The organism is Kitasatospora sp. NPDC043949 (assembly GCF_056435365.1).
In genome coordinates this window covers 187,996-206,156 of record NZ_JBWKEQ010000009.1, presented here as the reverse complement: position 1 = coordinate 206,156, position 18,161 = coordinate 187,996, and the positions used below count along the sequence as shown (strand labels likewise).

13 protein-coding genes are annotated in these 18,161 nt (G+C 74.0%); 12 read left to right on the top strand and 1 reads right to left on the bottom strand.

What is annotated here, in order from left to right; genetic code table 11:
- The 12 genes from AC07AL_RS10635 to AC07AL_RS10580 all read left to right on the top strand — a co-directional run.
- On the top strand, positions 1–585 hold a 585-nt coding region (locus AC07AL_RS10635; RefSeq protein WP_478317328.1), incomplete at its 5' end, for a phosphopantetheine-binding protein.
- The gene (locus tag AC07AL_RS10630; RefSeq protein ID WP_478317327.1) at positions 582–7,907 is read left to right on the top strand and encodes an amino acid adenylation domain-containing protein; all 7,326 of its coding nucleotides are present in this window, start codon (positions 582–584) and stop codon (positions 7,905–7,907) included. The genes AC07AL_RS10635 and AC07AL_RS10630, both read left to right, overlap by 4 nt.
- 50 nt (positions 7,908–7,957) lie before the next feature.
- Complete coding sequence (locus tag AC07AL_RS10625; protein WP_350882087.1) at positions 7,958–8,161, top strand: MbtH family protein; 204 nt, start codon at positions 7,958–7,960, stop codon at positions 8,159–8,161.
- A gap of 287 nt (positions 8,162–8,448) precedes the next feature.
- Positions 8,449–8,697 (top strand): acyl carrier protein, encoded by a 249-nt coding sequence (locus AC07AL_RS10620; RefSeq protein ID WP_063348726.1) that lies wholly within the window; start codon positions 8,449–8,451, stop codon positions 8,695–8,697.
- A gap of 61 nt (positions 8,698–8,758) precedes the next feature.
- Entirely contained in the window at positions 8,759–10,027 is a 1,269-nt protein-coding gene (locus tag AC07AL_RS10615; RefSeq protein ID WP_478317326.1) for a beta-ketoacyl-[acyl-carrier-protein] synthase family protein, read from the top strand.
- Positions 10,028–10,029: 2 nt separating this feature from the next.
- Entirely contained in the window at positions 10,030–11,151 is a 1,122-nt protein-coding gene (locus AC07AL_RS10610; protein WP_363587384.1) for a beta-ketoacyl synthase N-terminal-like domain-containing protein, read from the top strand.
- On the top strand, positions 11,148–11,876 hold the full coding sequence (gene fabG, locus AC07AL_RS10605; protein ID WP_400803867.1) for a 3-oxoacyl-ACP reductase FabG: 729 nt from the start codon (positions 11,148–11,150) through the stop codon (positions 11,874–11,876). The genes AC07AL_RS10610 and fabG overlap by 4 nt, the downstream gene beginning before the upstream one ends.
- 11 nt (positions 11,877–11,887) lie before the next feature.
- The gene (locus AC07AL_RS10600; RefSeq protein WP_363587388.1) at positions 11,888–13,588 is read left to right on the top strand and encodes a phytoene desaturase family protein; all 1,701 of its coding nucleotides are present in this window, start codon (positions 11,888–11,890) and stop codon (positions 13,586–13,588) included.
- A 77-nt stretch (positions 13,589–13,665) separates the two neighbouring features.
- Entirely contained in the window at positions 13,666–14,697 is a 1,032-nt protein-coding gene (sbnB, locus tag AC07AL_RS10595; protein ID WP_363623139.1) for a 2,3-diaminopropionate biosynthesis protein SbnB, read from the top strand.
- 175 nt (positions 14,698–14,872) lie between these two features.
- The gene (locus AC07AL_RS10590) at positions 14,873–15,361 is read left to right on the top strand and encodes a MaoC family dehydratase (RefSeq protein ID WP_387808023.1); all 489 of its coding nucleotides are present in this window, start codon (positions 14,873–14,875) and stop codon (positions 15,359–15,361) included.
- 164 nt (positions 15,362–15,525) lie between these two features.
- Positions 15,526–16,845, top strand: a complete 1,320-nt coding sequence (locus AC07AL_RS10585) for a sensor histidine kinase (RefSeq protein WP_363587394.1) — start codon at positions 15,526–15,528, stop codon at positions 16,843–16,845.
- Complete coding sequence (locus AC07AL_RS10580) at positions 16,809–17,453, top strand: LuxR C-terminal-related transcriptional regulator (protein ID WP_063348719.1); 645 nt, start codon at positions 16,809–16,811, stop codon at positions 17,451–17,453. Before AC07AL_RS10585 ends, AC07AL_RS10580 begins: the two co-directional genes overlap by 37 nt.
- 44 nt (positions 17,454–17,497) lie before the next feature.
- Here the strand turns inward: AC07AL_RS10580 and AC07AL_RS10575 are convergent, their stop codons facing one another.
- The gene (locus AC07AL_RS10575) at positions 17,498–18,142 is read right to left on the bottom strand and encodes a response regulator (protein WP_478317325.1); all 645 of its coding nucleotides are present in this window, start codon (positions 18,140–18,142) and stop codon (positions 17,498–17,500) included.
- Positions 18,143–18,161 lie beyond the last annotated feature (19 nt).

Genomic DNA, 18,161 nt, shown 5'->3' with positions numbered 1-18,161 from the left:
TCCCTCGACACCGTCGCCGACACCGCCGTCGCCGTCCTCCCCGACGCCTCCGGCAACCCCCGCCTCATCGGCTACCTCACCGGCCCCGGCGTCGATCCGGACCGGATCCGCCGTCAACTGGCCGAGCTGCTGCCCGGGTACATGATCCCGGCGTCCTGGCTGGTGCTGCCCGCCATGCCGCTCACGGCCAACGGCAAGCTCGACCGCAAGGCCCTGCCCAGGCCCGACCTGGGGGACCAGGAGGAGGCCCGCGGCCCCCGCACCGAGCGCGAGCGGGTCCTCTGCGACATCCTCGCCGAGGTCCTCGGCACCGGCCGGGTCGGCATCGACGAGGACTTCTTCGCCCTCGGCGGCGACAGCATCCGCTCCATCCAGGTCGTCAGCCGCGCCCACAAGGCCGGACTCACCCTCACCACCCGCGACATCTTCACCCACAAGACCGCCGCCGCCCTGGCCCAGGTCGCCGAGGAGCAGGAGCAGAGCCCCGCCGAGTCCGCCCCGACGGAACCCGAAGGCAGTCTGATCGCCCTGTCCGACGAGGAACTGGCCGATCTGGAATTCGAGTTGAATGAGGAACTTTCGTGACGACCGCCCCCAGAACCGGGTCGAAGATCAGCGAAGTACTTCCGCTCTCCCCCCTCCAGCAGGGGCTGCTGTTCCTGTCCTCGTACGACCAGGCCTCGCCCGACCTGTACACCCTCCAGTTCGTCGCGGAGATCGACGGGCCGGGCGCGGGTGACGGCGAGCAGCTCGCCGCCCGGCTGCGCGCGGCCTCGGCCGCGCTGCTGCGCCGGCACCCCAACCTGCGGGCCTGCTTCCGCAACCGCAAGACCGGCGAGCCCGTCCAGGTCGTCCTCAAGGAGACCGAGGTCGAGCCGGAGTGGCAGCTGCACGACCTCACCCACCTGCCCGAGGCCGACCGGGAGGCGGCGGCGCAGCGGCTGACGCGCGAGGACCGGCTGCGCCGGTTCGACCTGGCGCGGCCGCCACTGATGCGGTTCACCCTGATCCGGCTCGGCGCGGGGCACCACCGGTTCGTCTGGTCGGTGCACCACATCGTCATGGACGGCTGGTCGTTCCCGCTGGCCGTCCGCGAGCTGGTGCTGCTCGGCGACGAGGCGGGCGCGGCGGGCGCGGCGGCGCTGCCCGCGCCCGCGCCGTACCGCTCGTTCCTGACCTGGCTGAACGGCCGTGACCGGGCCGCCGCGCGGGCGGCCTGGGCGCAGCTGCTGGACGGCCTGGACGGGCCGGTCCGGGCGCTGCCCGGCGCCGGTGCCGGCGATTCCCGCGAACTGCCGTCGCTCGTCCGGGGGTTCCTGTCGCCGGAGCGCACCGCGGCGCTCGCCGGCTGGGCCCGCGGCCGGGGCCTGACCCTCAACACCGTGGTGCAGGGCTGCTGGGCACTGCTGCTCGGCCGGCTCACCGGCCGCGAGGACGTGGTGTTCGGGTCGGTCACCTCCGGCCGCCCGGCCGAGGTCCCGGACGTCGAGTCGATGATCGGCCTGTTCGCCAACACCCTGCCGGTCCGCGCCGACCTGCGCCCGGACCAGCGGGCGAGTGAGCTGTTCGAGGCGCTGGCCCGCCAGCAGCTCGCGATGATGCCGCACGAACACCTGCCGCTCGCCGAGGCGCAGGCCGCCTCCGGCGTCCAGGGCGAGCTGTTCGACACCGTCCTCGCCTTCCAGAGCTACCCGCTGGACGAGGCCGCGCTGTTCCGCGAGTCGGGCGGCACCGTCAGTTCCGCGCAGGTGCTCTCGGCCACCCACTACCCGCTGAGCCTCACCGTCTTCCCCGGCGAGCGGCTGGACCTGCACCTCGCCTACCGGCCCTCGGCCTTCGCCGGGAACCCCGAGGGCCTCACCGAGGACCCGCGGCCGTCCGCGCAGCGCGTCCTGGACCGGCTGGTCCGCGTCCTGGAGCAGGTCGCCGACGACCCGCAGGCCCCGCTCGCCCGGCTCGGCGCGCCCGAGCCCGCCGAACTGGCCCGCATCCTCGGCGAGTGGAGCGGCGCCTCGGCCGCCCCCCGGGAGCCCGCGCGGCGCGCCACCATCGCGGAGCTGTTCGCCGAGCAGGCCGCCCGCACCCCGGACGCCGTCGCGGTCACCGCTCCCGGCGAGGCAGCCCTCAGCTACCGCGAGCTGGACGAGCGGGCCAACCGGCTCGCCCACCTGCTCGCCGCCCGCGGCGCCGGCCCGGAGAGCCTGGTGGCCGTCGCGCTGCCGCGCGGCGCCCAGCTGATCGTCGCCGTCCTGGCCGTCCTCAAGGCGGGCGCGGCCTACCTGCCGCTGGAGCCCGGCCACCCGGCCGACCGGATCGGCTACACCCTGCGCGACGCCCGTCCGGCACTGCTGCTGACCGCCGGCGGCGTGCTGCCCGAACCGCCCGAGGCCCCGGACCTGCCGCGCCTGGACCTGGACACCCCGAAGACGGCCGCCGCGCTGGCCGCCCACCCGGCCACCGCCCCGGACACCGCGGCCTCCCCCGAGCACCCCGCCTACGTCATCTACACCTCCGGCTCCACCGGCCGCCCCAAGGGCGTCGTGGTGCCGCACCAGAACGTGGCGCGGCTGCTGGAGGCCACCGACGGCTGGTTCGACTTCGGCCCCGGCGACGTGTGGACGCTGTTCCACTCCATCGCCTTCGACTTCACCGTCTGGGAGCTGTGGGGCGCGCTGCTGCGCGGCGGCCGGCTGGTCGTGGTGCCGTACGACGTGTCGCGCTCCCCCGACGCCTTCCTGGACCTGCTCGCCGAGGAGCGGGTGACCGTCCTCAACCAGACGCCGTCCGCCTTCTACCAGCTGATGCGCGCCGACGCCGACCGTCCGCGCCCGCTCGCCCTGCGGACCGTGGTGTTCGGCGGCGAGGCGCTGGACATCGGCAGGCTCGCCGACTGGTACAGCCGGCACTCCGACGACGCGCCGCGCCTGGTCAACATGTACGGCATCACCGAGACCACGGTGCACGTCTCCTACCAGGAGCTGGACGCCCCGACGGCCGCCGCCGGCGGCGGCAGCGTGATCGGGCGCGGCATCCCGGACCTGCGGGTCTACCTGCTCGACGGCGCCCTGCGGCCCGTCCCGGCCGGCGTGCCCGGCGAGCTGTACATCACCGGCCCCGGCCTGGCCCGCGGCTACCTGCGCCGCCCCGACCTCACCGCGGCCCGCTTCGTCGCCTGCCCGTTCGAGCCCGGCGGCACCCGGATGTACCGCACCGGCGACCTCGGCCGCTGGCGGGCCGACGGCACCCTGGAGTACCTGGGCCGCGCCGACGAGCAGGTCCAACTGCGCGGCTTCCGGGTCGAATTGGGCGAGATCGCGACCGTCCTCGGCCAACACCCCGCGGTCGCCGAGGCCGCCGTGATCGCCCGCGAGGACCGGCCCGGCGACCAGCGCCTGGTCGCCTACGTGGTGCCCCGCGACGGCGCGAACCCGGACGGGCTGCGGGAGTTCGCCGCCGAGCGGCTGCCCGAGTACATGGTCCCGGCGGCCGTGGTCCCGCTCGCCGCGCTGCCGCTGACCGCCAACGGCAAGCTCGACCGCCGCGCCCTGCCCGCCCCCGCGTACACCACCTCGGCCCGCGGCCCGCGCACCGCCGAGGAGGAGCAGCTCTGCGGCGTCTTCGCCGAGGTGCTCGGACTCGACCGGGTCGGTGTCGACGACGACTTCTTCACCCTCGGCGGCCACTCGCTGCTCGCCACCCGGATCGTCAACCGGGTCCGCGCCGAACTCGGTGCCGAACTCCAGGTGCGGGACCTCTTCGAGGCCCCCTCCCCCGCCCGCCTCGCCGAACGGCTGGCCGCCGCCGCACCCGGCCGCGCCCCGCTCGCCGCCGGGCCTCGCCCGGCCGTGCTGCCGCTGTCGTACGCGCAGCAGCGGCTCTGGTTCGTCGAGCACCTGGGCGCACCCGGCGGGCTGTACGCCATCCCGCTGGCGATCCGCCTCTCCGGGCGGCTCGACACCAACGCCCTGGCGGGCGCCCTGCACGACGTGGTCACCCGGCACGAGGCGCTGCGCACCGTCTTCCCGCAGCGCGCCCCCGAGAGCACCGGGTCCGGCGCCGTCCCCGGGGCCACCTCCGGGACCACCGGCAGCGGACCGGCCGAGCAGCGGGTGCTCACCCCGGCCGAGGCCGCCGTCCCGCTCCCGGTGAGCGAGACCACCGAGGCGGGCCTGCCCGCCGCCCTCGCCGCCGAGGCCGCGCGCGGCTTCGACCTGGAGCGCCACCTCCCGCTCCGCGCCCGCCTGTTCCGGCTCGGCCCGGACGAGCACGTGCTGACGATCGTCCTGCACCACATCGCCGGCGACGGCTGGTCGCTCGCCCCGCTCACCCGCGACCTCACCGCGTACTACCGGGCCCGGGTGGCCGGCCGCCCGGCCCAACTGCCGCCGCTGCCCGTCCAGTACGCCGACTACGCCCTGTGGCAGCGCGGACTGCTCGGCGCGGAGGACGACCCGCGGAGCGAACTCGCCCGCCAACTCGGCTACTGGACCGCCACCCTGAAGGGCCTGCCGGAGGAACTGGCGCTGCCCTTCGACCACCCGCGCGGCACCCGGGCCGAGCACCGCGGCGACGTCGTGCGCACCACCGTGCCGCAGCCGCTCACCGCCGAGCTGCACCGGCTCGCCGCCGCCTGGGGCGTCAGCGTCTTCATGCTGCTGCGGGCCGGGCTCGCCGCCCTGCTCACCCGGCTCGGCGCGGGCACCGACATCCCGCTCGGCAGCCCGATCGCGGGCCGCACCGACGAGCGGCTCGACGAGCTGGTCGGCATGTTCGTCAACACCCTGGTGCTGCGCACCGACACCTCCGGCGACCCGGGCCTGCGCGAACTCGCCGAACGGGTCCGCGCCTACGACCTGGCCGCCCACCAGCACCAGGACGTGCCCTTCGAGAAGCTGGTCGAGGTGCTCAACCCCGAGCGCTCGATGGCCCGGCACCCGCTGTTCCAGGTGATGCTCGGCTTCCAGCAGGCCGGCCCGGCCCCGGCGCCCGAGCAGGACCCGGAACTCGCCGTGGCCGAGCAGCCGGTGCCCGTCCGGACCGCCAAGTGGGACCTGTTCTTCCAGCTCACCGAGCAGGCCGGCGGCGCGCTCGCGCTCGCCGTCGAGTACCGCACCGACCTGTTCGAGCCCGCCACCGCCCGCCGCATCACCGACGCCTACCTGCGGCTGCTCGCCGCCGCCCTCGCCGAGCCCGCCCGGCCGCTGTCCCGGCTGGACCTGCTCGGACCCGAGGAGGAGGCCGAACTGCTCGCCCTCGGCACCCACCGGGCCGGCACCCCGCGCAGCACCCTCACCGCCCTGGTGGACCGCCGGATCGCGGCCACCCCGGACGCGGTCGCGCTGGTCCACACCGAGCCCGGCCACCCCGAGCGGCTGCGGCACACCAGCTACGCCGAACTGGACGCCGAGGCCAACCGCCTGGCCCACCTGCTGACCGCGCGCGGCGCCCGCCGGGGCGACCTGGTGGCGCTGCGCCTGGAACGCGGCCCGGCCGTGGTGAGCACCCTGCTGGCGATCGCCCGCACCGGCGCGGCCTACCTGCCGATCGACCCGTCCTACCCCGACGAGCGGGTCCGCGACATGCTGGCCGACAGCGGCGCCCGGCTGCTCGTCACCGAACGGTCACCGGCCGGACGGGAGCTCCCCGCCGGGGTCGTCGAGCTGCTCCTGGACGCCCCCGAAACCCTGGCCGACCTGGCCGGCCGGCCCGTCACCGCCCCGGTGCCCGCCGCCCCGATCGACCCCGACGACCTGCTGTACGTCATCTACACCTCCGGCTCCACCGGCAAGCCCAAGGGCGTCGCGGTCCCGCACCGCGCCGCCGTCCGCCTGGTCCTGGGCCTGCCCGAGCTGGCGCCGACCGCCGCGGACACCTTCCTCTACTTCGCGCCGGTCGCCTTCGACGCCTCCACCTTCGAGATCTGGGGCGCGCTCGCCCACGGCGCCCGGGTGGCGGTCCACCCGCCGGGCCCGGCCGACCCGCGGGCCCTGGAGTCCTTCCTGGCCCGCGCCCGGGTGAGCGTCGCCTTCCTCACCACCCAGTTGTCCAACACCATCGCCGACACCCGGCCGCGCGCCCTGGCCCCGCTGCGGGCGCTGCTCACCGGCGGCGAGGCGCACTCCCGCGACCACCTGGACCGGCTGCGGGCGGCCCTGCCGGACACCACGGTGTTCAACGTGTACGGCCCCACCGAGACCACCACCTTCGCCACCGGCCAGGACCTCGGCCGCGCCGAGGGCACCGTCCCGATCGGCCTGCCGATCGGCGACACCCGCGCGTACGTCCTGGACGAGGCGCTGCGGCCGGTGCCGCGCGGCGTGGTCGGCGAGCTGTACCTGGCCGGCGAGGGCCTGGCCCGCGGCTACCTCGGCCGGCCCGCGCTGACCGCCGCCCGCTTCACCGCCTGCCCGTTCGGCGCGCCCGGGGAGCGCATGTACCGCACCGGCGACCTGGTCCGCTGGGACCGGCACGGCCGGATCGAGTACGTCGCCCGCGCCGACCAGCAGGTCAAGATCCGCGGCTACCGGGTCGAACTCGGCGAGGTCGAACGGCTGCTGGCCGAGCACCCGGACGTCGCCCGGGCCGCCGTCCTGGCCCCCGCCGACGCCGCCGGCCAGCGCCGCCTGGTCGCCTACCTGGTGCCCGCCGACGGCCGGCCGGCCCCCGGACCGGCCGAGTTGCGGGGCCACCTGGCCCGCTCGCTGCCCGGCCACATGGTGCCGGAGAGCTACACCGCGCTGCCGGAACTGCCGCTGAACGCCAACGGCAAGCTGGACGTCAAGGCCCTGCCCGCCCCCGCGGCCACCCCCTCGGCCCGCGCCCCGAGGGCGCCCCGCACCGAGCCGGAACGGCTGCTCTGCGCCGCCGTCGAGGAGGTCCTGGGCACGGGCCCGGTCGGCCCCGAGGACTCCTTCTTCGCCCTCGGCGGGGACAGCCTGAAGGCGATCCGGCTGGTCAACGCGGCCGGCCGGGCCGGGCTGCCGATCAGCCTCGGGGCGGTCTTCGAGCACCGCACCCTGGAGGCGCTGGCCGCGGCCGCCACCACCGGGGGCGGCGCGGTCGACCTGCTCGGGCCCGTCCTGCCGATCCGGCCCACCGGCGGGCGGCCCCCGCTGTTCTGCGTGCACGGCGGCCTCGGCTTCGCGATCCCGTTCGCGGCGCTCGCCGAGCACCTCGACCCGGAGCAGCCGGTCTACGGCCTCCAGGCCCGCGGCCTGTCCGACGACGGCCCGCTGCCGACCGACCTGGGCGACGTCGCCGAGGAGTACCTGGCCCGGGTGCGCGCCGTGCAGCCGCACGGCCCGTACCACCTGCTCGGCTGGTCCTACGGCGGCGTCGTGGCGCACGAGATGGCCGTCCGGCTGCACGCCGCCGGCGAGCGGGTGGCGTTCCTGGCCAACCTGGACGCCTACCCCGACGACGCCCTCGGGGCCCGGCCCAGCGACGCCGAGTTCCTCGCCGACTTCCTGGCCGAGGCCGGGGTCGACGCGGCGGAGCCGGAACGGCTCACCCCGCAAGGCGTCGCCGCGCACCTGGCCCGCACCGAAGGCCCCCTCGCCGCGCTCGAACCGGGTACGCTGGAACGGCTGCTGGGGGTCATGCGGAACAACCTGGAGCTGTTCCAGCGGTTCACCCCGGGCCGCTTCGACGGCTGCCCGATGACGCTCTTCGTGGCGGCCGGCGGCGACACCCGCCCCACCCCGGAGGAGCGCGCCCTCAAGGTCAAGAGCTGGGAGCCGCACGTCGGTTCCGCCGTCCTCGCGCACGACGTGGACAGCGGGCACCAGCAGCTGCTGCAACCCGCACCGGCGGCGGCGATCGGCGTGGTCGTCGAACACGCCCTCGCCGCCCTGGCCGCGGACCCGACCGGAACCCCGGCCGCACCGGCCGCCACCCCGACCACCTGACGCCCGATCAACCCGGCACGTCCCGAGATCCCGAGACCTGGAGAACAGTCATGGCGAACCCCTTTGACCGCGAAGACGGCACCTTCCTCGTCCTCGTCAACGCGGAGGGGCAGCACTCCCTGTGGCCGTCCTTCGCCGCCGTCCCGGAGGGCTGGTCGGTGACCCTGGAGGCCACCGACCGGGCCACCGCCGTCGCCCACATCGAGGGCAGCTGGACGGACATGCGCCCGCTCAGCCTCCAGCAGCAGGGCTGACCGGCCGGGCCCGCGCCCGGAATCCGGAAGAACGCCGCCGGACGGCTCCGACCCCGCCGCCCGCCGCACCCCCAGGGCCTTCGCCCGACGGTGCGGCGGGCGGCCGTTTTGTCCCCGACACCCCTCCCCACCAGGCACGCGACACCCCGCCAGGACCCGTCAGTGAGCGGTCAGTTGGACGTCATCGACCCGTCATCGGGCCTGACTAATTTGCTGCCCAGAGGCCCGGTTTCCGGGCACCCCAGGGCACCCCCACAGGGCGCCCGCGAAAACGGAGGAAAACGAGCATGACGACGGTAGCGCCGGAGCGTCTCACCCGGATCCGCGAGATCATCGCCGAGAACATCGACGTGCACACCGAGTTCGCCGACACCGCGCTGTTCGTCGACGAGCTGGGCGCCGACTCGCTGAAGCTCATCGACGTGCTCAGCGCCCTGGAGATGGAGTACTCCATCGTCATCGACATGAACGAGCTGCCGAAGATGGTGAACGTGGAGGCCACGTACCAGGTGACCGCGACGGCCGCCGGCTGGTGATCGGGGCGGGTTCCGGGACCGGAACCCCCGCCCGCAGGCATCCCACTGCTTAAGGAGTCCCATGTCCACCGCACAGTCACCAGCGGCACCCCGCGCCGGCGTGCCGGCCGACCGCCGCCGGGTCGTCCTCACCGGCCTCGGGGCGATCTCCAGCATCGGCACGGGTGTCGAGGAGTACACCGCGGGGCTGCGGGCCGGCCGCTCCGGTGCGCGGCCGATCACCCGGTTCGACACCGAGGGGTTCGGCCAGAACATCGCCTGCGAGGTCCCCGACTTCGAGCCGGAGCGCTGGATCCGCAACGTCCCCCTCGACGACATGGGCCGCGCCGGGCAGTTCGCCGTCGCCGCCGCCCGGATGGCCGTGGAGGACGCCGGGCTCACCGAGGCCGACCTCGGCGAGCGCCAGGCCGTCATCAGCGTCGGCACCACCGACGGCGAGGGGCACGACATCGGCGTGCTGGTCGAGCAGGAGCTCGCGGCCGGGGACCCTGAGGCCATGGACCCGGTACTGTCCCGCCGGATCAACGCCGGCCGGCTCACCACCGTCATCGCCCGCGAGCTGCGGATGCCGAACGTGGAGCCGACCACCATCACCACCGCCTGCGCGGCGGGCAACTACTCGATCGGCTACGGACTGGACGCGATCCGCTCCGGCGAGGTCGACATCGCGCTGTGCGGCGGCGCCGACGCCGTCTGCCGCAAGGCCTTCGCGCTGTTCAAGCGCTTCGGCGCGCTCACCCCGGACGTGGTCCGCCCGTTCGACAGGAACCGCCAGGGCATCCTGACCGGCGAGGGCGCGGGCATCCTCGTCCTGGAGAGCCTGGAGTCCGCCCTCGCCCGCGGCGCGCACATCTACGCCGAGGTGCTCGGGTACGGCCTCAGCTGCGACGCCGCCCACCCGACCGCGCCGAACCGCGACGGCATCGCGCGCGGCATCCGGCTCGCCCTGGACGACGCCGGGGTCGAGCGGGACGAGATCGACTTCATCTCCGCGCACGGCACCGGCACCAAGGCCAACGACAAGACCGAGTCGGCCGCCATCGTCGACGTGTACGGCGACGCACCGCCGCGCACCGTCGCGGTGAAGTCGATGCTCGGCCACTCGATGGGCGCGGCCAGCGCGCTCGGCGCGATCGCCTGCAGCCTCGCCATCGAGCACCAGTTCATCCCGCCGACCATCAACCACGTGGAGACCGACCCCGACTGCCCGCTGGACGTCGTGCCCAACCAGGCCGTCGACGCGGAGGTCCGGATCGTGGAGAACAACTCCAGCGCCTTCGCCGGCAACAACGCCATCCTGATTCTGGGCACGTACGGAGAGCGAGTCTGACGATGACCACCGCAGCCACCCCGGCGGCCCTGCCGCCGGAGACACTCGTCATCACCGGCTGGTCGGCCGTGTCGCCGTACGGCCTGACCCGCCAGGACTTCGCGTCCGGCGTGCGCGCCGGCGCCAAGACCGCCGTCAAGGCGGACGCCGCGCTCGGCACGCTGCCGTCGCCCGACGTCTGCCTGGTGCCCGGCTTCGACATCAAGGGCCTGCTCGGCCCCACCGGCACCGCCAAGATGGACCGGCTCACCGCGCTGGCCCTGGTCGCCTCCGACGGCCTGCTCAAGGACGCCGACGGCAACCGGGTGGTGGAGACCGACGACCGCACCGGTGTGGTCCTCGGCATCTCGATGGGCAGCCTGGAGAACGTCACCAACTTCCTCAAGCAGTCCTACACCAACGCGCTGCCCTTCCACGTCGACGCCGGCCGCATCCCCTTCGGCAGCCTCAACCACGCCGCCGGCGCCACCGCCATCCGGCACGACCTCAAGGGCCCCAACACCACCGTCGCCGGCGGCCGGGTCAGCGGCCTGCTCGCCCTCAACTACGCGCGGCGCCTGATGGGCCAGGGCCGGGCGACCAAGTACCTGGTCGGCTCCGCCGAGGAGTTCTCCGCCGCGCACGCCTGGATCGAGCACACCGCCGTCGCGGCCGGCGACTCCACGCCGCTGCTCGGCGAGGGCTGCGGCCTGTTCGTGGTCGAGCACGCCGGCACCGCCCAGCGCCCGGCGCTCGCCGCGGTGCTCGCGGTGGAGACCCGCGTCGACATCGACGACGACCCGAAGGCCGCCGTCACCGCGTGCGTGCAGCGCGCCCTGGCCCGCGCCGGCGTCACCGCCGACGAGGTCTGGGCCGCCGTCCCGTGCGCCGCGCCCACCGCGGCCGGCCGGGCCGAGTACGACGCGCTCGCCGCGCTGCTGCCGGCCGAGGCACTGGGCCGGGTCCCGTCCATGGAACTGCTCGGCGACACCGGCGCGGCCTCCGCGTCCTTCCAGATCCAGGCGGTGCTCGGCGTGGCCGGGACCGACCCGGCGGCCCGGGGCCGGATCGCCCTGGTGTCCGCCGTCGACCGTGACGGCGCGGTGGGCTGCGCCGTCCTGAGACTCTTCGGGGAGCACGCGTGATCGCCCTGGTCAGCGGCGGGTCCCGGGGCATCGGCAAGGCCATCGTGCTGCGCCTGGCCCAGGACGGCTACGACGTCGCCTTCTGCTACCGCTCCAACGCCGAGGCAGCCGAGCAACTCGCCAAGCAGGCAGGCGAGTTCGGCACCCGGATCACGGCCACCCAGTGCGACGTGGCCGACCCGGAGCAGGTCCGCGACTGGTACAACCGCACCGAGCGCGAGGTCGGCCCGGTGGACGCCGCCGTCACCTCGGCCGGCATCACCCGGGACCGCCCGGTCATCCTGATGCCGGAGGACGACTGGAACCAGGTCCTGCGCACCAACCTGGACGGCGTGTACCACGTGTGCCGCGCCGCCGCCTTCGCGATGAGCAAGCGCCGCAGCGGATCGATCGTCAACCTGTCCTCGGTGTCCGGCATCTACGGCAACCTCGGCCAGGCCAACTACGCCGCGTCCAAGGCCGGCATCATCGGCTTCACCAAGTCCCTCGCCAAGGAGTGCGGCCCGCGCGGCGTGCGCGCCAACGTGGTCGCGCCGGGCCTGATCGCCACCGACATGGTCGGCGACATGTCCGACGCCGCGGTCGAGCGGATGCTGAAGAACGTCGCCCTCGGCCGGGCCGGCAAGCCCGAGGAGGTGGCCGACCTGGTCTCCTTCCTGCTCTCCGACCGCGCCGCCTACATCAGCGGGTCGGTCTTCGAGATCCACGGCGGCGGCACGTTCTGATGGGAGCACGCATGCAGGGGGCCCAGGGACTGCGCGACCACTACGACGCGATCGTCGTCGGCAGCGGCATCGGCGGCCTGACCACCGCCGGCTACCTGGCGGCCGACGGGCGCAGCGTCCTCGTCCTCGAACAGCACGACATCGCCGGCGGCAACGCGCACGTGTTCCGCCGCCGGCGCAAGTACGAGTTCGACGTCGGCACGCACTACCTCGGCGACTGCGGCCCCGACGGGCACTTCCCGGCGATCCTGGCCGGCCTCGGCGTCCTGGACCGGGTGCGGTTCCGGCCGATGGACAACGAGCAGGGCTTCGACCGGATCATCACGCCCACCGCGACCGTCGACGTGCCGGCCGGCTGGGACGCCTACCGCGACCGGCTGCGGCAGGCCCTGCCCGAAGAGGCCGACCGGATCGCCGGCTTCCTCGAACTCGCCGAGAACGTGGCCGGCTCGACCCGCGCCGGCCTGAACGGCGTCTCCCTGGTCGACCTGTTCCGCAAGTCCCCGCAGACCATGCGCTGGTCCCGCCGCACCTTCGCCGACGCCCTGGGCCACTTCGGCCTCTCCGCCAAGGCGCGCACGCTGCTCGCGGCACAGGCCGGCAACTACGGCACCATGCCCGACGGCATCAGCCTGGCCCACCACGCCTCGATGATGGACCACTACCTGCGCGGCGCGTACTACCCCGAGGGCGGCGGCCAGGCGATGGTCGCCGCGTTCGTCGAGGCGCTGGAGGCGCACGGCGGCGAACTGCGCACCCGCTGCGACGTCCGCCGCATCCTGATCGAGAACGGGCGCGCCACCGGCGTCGAACTCACCGACGGGCAGCGGGTCTCGGCCCCGCTGGTCATCTCCAACGCGGACTACCGGCGCACCGTCCTCGACCTGTGCGGCGGCGAGGACGCCTTCCCCTCCGAGGTGGTGGCCCGCACCCGCGCGGCGACCATGCGCGGCTCCTTCGTCTCGGTGTACATCGGGCTCGACACCGAACTGCCGGGCCTGCCCAACGCCAACCTCTGGTGGCACGACAGCGACGACATGGAGGGCGCGCACGCCGCCATGCTGGAGCGGTACGCGCGGGACGGCTCGATGGACTCGGTGCCGGCGCTCACCTTCTCCTTCGCCTCCCTCAAGGACCCGGGCGCCGCCGCCGTCTGCCCGCCCGGCCACAGCAACTTCCAGCTCATGACGGGCCTGCCGCCCGGCTACGGGTTCTGGGGCCTGGAGAGCGGCCCGGCCGACGGCGAGCCCTACCGCCGCAACGCCGCCTACCTCGCCCGCAAGCAGCAGCTCACCGAGGTCATGCTGGCCACCGCCGAGAAGGTCATCGGCCCGTTCCGGGAGCGCGTCACCCACCTGGAGACGGCCACCCCGCTCACCCACGAGCGCTACATCCGGGCCACCGGCGGCACCCCGTACGGCATGGCCAGCTGGGGCGGCTCCAGCCAGCGGCCGGACGTGCGCACCGAGGTCGAGGGCCTGTACGTGGTCGGCCAGAGCGTGCGCTACGGCAGCGGCATCGCCGCGGTCGCGAACAGCGGCATGGCCGCCGCCTCCGACATCATCGGCCGCGCGCTGCTGCGCGAGGTGTTCGGCGGCGCGGTGCTCGGCGACCCCTCCCGGCTGCCCGAACGCGGCCCGGACTGGGACCCGCTGGTGGTCTCGCGCGGGCGGGCGCGGCAGCGTGCCAAGGGCCTGGCCCGCATCGGCTGACCCCTCCCCCTCCGTTTCCTCACCCTCCGATCCTCACCCCTCCGATCCTCACCCCTCCGACCAGGAGCACTGTTCCCATGAATCAGGTACCTCCCTTCGCCGTGGTCTCCGGCGCCCAGGTGCACGAGGCCCTCAACGGGCACGAGGACGAGGTCGTCGCCACGGTCGAGGCCGCGTACCGGCTGCACGGCGAGGGGCAGACGGTCAACCCGGACTCGTACTTCCTGCGCTTCCCCGACCGCCCGTCCTCCCGGATCATCGCGCTGCCGGCCTCGGTCAAGGGCGAGGTCGGCGTGCACGGCATCAAGTGGATCTCCAGCTTCCCGGACAACGTGGCGGCCGGCCTGCCGCGCGCCTCGGCCGTCCTGATCCTCAACGACGCCGAGACCGGCTACCCGTTCGCCTGCCTGGAGAGCTCGATCATCAGCGCGGCGCGCACCGCCGCCTCCGCGGCCCTCGCGGCGGCCCGGCTCGCCGACGCCCGCGGCGAGCGCCCGACCCGGGTCGGCTTCTTCGGCGTCGGCCTGATCGCCCGCTACGTGCACACCTACCTCGCCGCCAACGGCTTCGACTTCACCGCGGCCGGCGTCCACGACCTGTCCGCCGAACACGCCGAGGGCTTCTCCGACTACCTGCGCCGGGCCGAGGGCGAGGGCGTGGAGATCACCGTCCACGACAAGGCCGAGGACCTGATCCGCTCCAGCGACCTGGTGGTCTTCGCCACCGTCGCCGGCGAGCCGCACGTGACGGACCCGCAGTGGTTCTCGCACAACCCACTGGTGCTGCACGTCTCGCTGCGCGACCTCTCCCCCGAGATCGTCCTCGACTCGTGGAACGTCGTCGACGACATCGAGCACTGCATGAAGGCCGGCACCTCGCCGCACCTGGCCGAACAGCTCGTCGGCCACCGCGAGTTCGTCGCCGGCACGCTCTACGACGTGCTCACCGGCACGATCACCCCGCCGTCCGACCGGCCGGTGGTCTTCTCCCCGTTCGGCCTCGGCGTGCTCGACATGGCCGTCGCCAAGCACGTCTACGACCGCGTCCTCGCGGCCGGACAGCTGCACACCGTCCCGGACTTCTTCCACGAGCTCAAGCGCTACGGCTGAGCCCTCCCCGCCCCGTCCCGGAGGCCCGCCCGCGCTCCCGGCGCCGGCGGGCCTCCGGCCTTTCCCGCCGCCCCGCCCCCTCCACTGACGGCCAACTGACACCGCGCTGACCGAACGGCCCCCCGGCCCCCCGACGCCTTGTCCGCGCCATGGACGGCCGCCCAGAATCACCCGCATGAGATCCTTTGCCAACCTGGCCGAGTTCACCGGGGCGACCGGGGAGCACCTCGGCTACAGCGAATGGCTCGACGTCACCCAGCACAGCGTCGACCAGTTCGCCGACGCCACCGGCGACCTCCAGTGGATCCACGTGGACCCGGAGCGCGCCGCCACCGGCCCGTTCGGCGGGACCATCGTCCACGGCTACATGACGCTCGGCCTGCTGCCCGCGATGATGCGCGCGATCTTCGAGATCCACAACGTCGAACTGGGCGTCAACTTCGGTCTGGACAAGGTCCGCTTCCCCCGCCCGATCCCGGTCGGCGCCCGGGTCCGCGGCGGCGCCAAGGTCACCAGCGTCCGCGAGACCCCGATGGGTCACCTGGCCGCGGTCCGGATGACGGTGGAGGTCGAGGGCCAGCAGCACGCGGCCTGCGTGGCGGACACCCTGTCCCTCTTCGTCGCCGCCCCCGACACCGCCGAGGGCGCATCGGACGGCTTCTGAGCCCGCCCGCCGACGTCACCGCCGCCGCCAGGTAGAAGAACCTCCCCCTCCGGTCGCGCAAGAGGGGGGTTATTACTACCGATTTCGCCGCGCCGCCCCCGCCAGAATGGTCACACGGCCACCACGGCCGGGGCACAGCGAACGGCACCAGAGAGGAGCGGGCCATGGACCGCACGATGAAGCTCGGGGGAAGCCCCTCGGCGGTCGAGATCAGGGGATTCTCCGTCCCCGCCGGATTCACCGGACTGCGGCGGGCACTGGCCCTCTGCTGGATGTCCGTCGCGGCCTTCGGGCGCTCGCTCGGGGTCACCGGCGCGATCTCCCTGGTCGGCCCCGGCCTCGGCCTGGTGCCGCGGGCCATGGAGCGCGTCCGGGCACTGGCCGCCCGCCAGCGCGGCCTGTCCGAGCGCTGGTCCGGCGTGCAGATCCCCGGCCCGCCCAGCGGCCTGCCGGCCGCCCCCGAGGGCGCCTCGGGAGCCGTCGCCCGCTACCGCTGGATCATGAGCGACCCGCAGACCAAGCGGGAGTTCACCTGGGTGCTCACCGACCCGATCGTCGGCGGCTTCCTCGCCTTCATGCCGATCGCCGTCCTGCTCAGCGGCTTCTGGGGCATCTTCCTGGCCTTCTTCGGCGTCCCGCTGTCGACCCAGTGGGACGGCCTCTGGTACCAGTTCATCCCGATCGACGGCCAGGCCACCGCGGTGCTGGCCGGCGTCCTCGGCGTCCTGCAACTGCCGCTGGCCCTGTGGATGGCCCCCCGCGCCATCCGCAAGCACGCCCGGTACACCCACTCCATGCTCGCCCCCAGCGAGCAGGAACTGATGGCCAGCCGGATCGAGCACCTCACCACCACCCGCAGCACCGCCGTCGACACGCAGATGGCCGAGATCCGGCGGATCGAACGCGACCTGCACGACGGCGCCCAGGCCCGCCTGGTCGCGATGGGCATGACCCTGGACGCCGCCGAACACCTGCTGGAGACCAACCCGGAGGCCGTCCGGGCCCTGCTCATCGAGGCCCGCCAGTCCTCCTCCAAGGCCCTGGAGGAGATCCGCAACCTGGTCCGCGGCATCCACCCGCCGGTCCTCGCCGACCGCGGACTCGCCGACGCGGTGCGGGCGCTGGCCATGGTCTGCCCGGTCCCCACCGAGGTCGTCGTGGACCTGCCCGGACGCCCCGAGATGCCCGTCGAGTCCGCCGCCTACTTCGCGATCTCGGAGATCCTCACCAACGTCGCCAAGCACTCCGGCGCCGACCGGGCCTGGATCGACATCCGTTACGATCACGGCATGCTGCGCATCACCGTGACCGACAGCGGCCGCGGCGGCGCCGACGCCACCCGGGGCACCGGCCTGCGCGGCATCGAGCGACGACTCAGCACGTTCGACGGAGTCCTGGCCGTGAACAGCCCCGTCAACGGCCCGACCATGGTGACGATGGAGCTTCCGTGCGTATTGTCCTCGCCGAAGATCACTTCCTCCTGAGGGACGGCCTGATCCGCCTCCTCCAGGCCTACGGACACGAGGTGGTGGCCGCCGTCGACAACGGCGCCGACCTCCTCGCGGCCCTCACCGAGCAGCAGCCGGACGTCGCGGTCGTCGACGTCCGGCTTCCGCCGAACTTCACCGACGAGGGCCTGCGGGCCGTCCTCACCGCCCGCCGCACCATGCCCGACCTCCCGGTCCTGCTCCTCTCCCAGTACGTCGAACCGCTCTACGCCCGCGAACTCCTCGCCAGCGGCGGCCGCGGCGTCGGCTACATGCTCAAGGACCGCGTCACCAACGGCTCCCAGTTCCTCGACTCGATCCGCCGCGTCGCCGACGGCGGCACCGCGATGGACCCCGACGTCATCTCCCAGCTCCTCGTCCGCAAGGAACGCGACGAGAACGTCGGCAGCCTCACCGACCGCGAACGCGAAGTCCTCGAATGGCTCGCCCAGGGCCGCTCCAACGCCGGCATCGCCCAGGGCCTCTTCATCACCGAGAAGGCCGTCGCCAAGCACATCAGCAACATCTTCACCAAGCTCGGCCTCCTCCCCACCGACGGCGACAACCGCCGCGTCCTCGCCGTCCTCGCCTACCTCGACCAGTAACCCGCCCCACCCCGCCCGCCTCCGCCGGCCCGCGAGCGGCCGGTTCAACCGTGGCGGGCGCCCGAGTCCCAGACCCAGGCCGCGATGCCGACCCGGTTGTTCACCTTCAGCTTCCGCTGCACGTGGGTCATGTGGGTCTTCACCGTGCCGGCCGAGATGAACAGCGCCTCCGCGATGTCGGCGTTGGTCAGGCCGTCCGCGACCAGCCGCGCGACCTCTAGCTCACGCGGCGTCAACTGCTCGATCTTGGGCGCCTTCTTCTGCTTCGGGCCGGCCAGGCTTCGCAGCAGCCGGGTGGTGATCTGCGGGCTGATCAGCGAGTCGCCCTCGACGGCGGCGCGCACCGCCTCGATCAGCAGCGGCGCACCGGAACGCTTCAGCAGGAAGCCGTACGCGCCCGCCTTCAGCGCCGAGTGGACGTACTCGTCGAGGTCGAAGGTGGTGACGATGACGACCCGTACGCCCGGGCTCTCCTCGGCCAGCCGGCGGGTCAGCTCCAGCCCGTCCATCCGCGGCATCCGGATGTCGGCGAGCAGGACGTCCGGCCGCAGCGTCCGCGCGATCTCGAGCGCCTCGTCACCGTCGCCCGCGACCGCGAGCACCTCCATGTCCGGTTGCAGGTCGAGGATGTGTCGAAAGCCTTCCCGCACGGTTGCCTGGTCGTCAGCGATCACGATGCGTGTCGTCATGGGCTGATCCTCGCACGGG

Bases quoted from the DNA above. Each gene is read 5' to 3' on its own strand.
- AC07AL_RS10625 (WP_350882087.1), top strand. From the start codon at position 7,958: ATGGCGAACCCCTTTGACCGCGAAGACGGCACCTTCCTCGTCCTCGTC.
- AC07AL_RS10620 (WP_063348726.1), top strand. From the start codon at position 8,449: ATGACGACGGTAGCGCCGGAGCGTCTCACCCGGATCCGCGAGATCATC.
- AC07AL_RS10615 (WP_478317326.1), top strand. From the start codon at position 8,759: ATGTCCACCGCACAGTCACCAGCGGCACCCCGCGCCGGCGTGCCGGCC.
- AC07AL_RS10610 (WP_363587384.1), top strand. From the start codon at position 10,030: ATGACCACCGCAGCCACCCCGGCGGCCCTGCCGCCGGAGACACTCGTC.
- AC07AL_RS10600 (WP_363587388.1), top strand. From the start codon at position 11,888: ATGCAGGGGGCCCAGGGACTGCGCGACCACTACGACGCGATCGTCGTC.
- sbnB (WP_363623139.1), top strand. From the start codon at position 13,666: ATGAATCAGGTACCTCCCTTCGCCGTGGTCTCCGGCGCCCAGGTGCAC.
- AC07AL_RS10590 (WP_387808023.1), top strand. From the start codon at position 14,873: ATGAGATCCTTTGCCAACCTGGCCGAGTTCACCGGGGCGACCGGGGAG.
- AC07AL_RS10585 (WP_363587394.1), top strand. From the start codon at position 15,526: ATGGACCGCACGATGAAGCTCGGGGGAAGCCCCTCGGCGGTCGAGATC.
- AC07AL_RS10575 (WP_478317325.1), bottom strand. From the start codon at position 18,142: ATGACGACACGCATCGTGATCGCTGACGACCAGGCAACCGTGCGGGAA.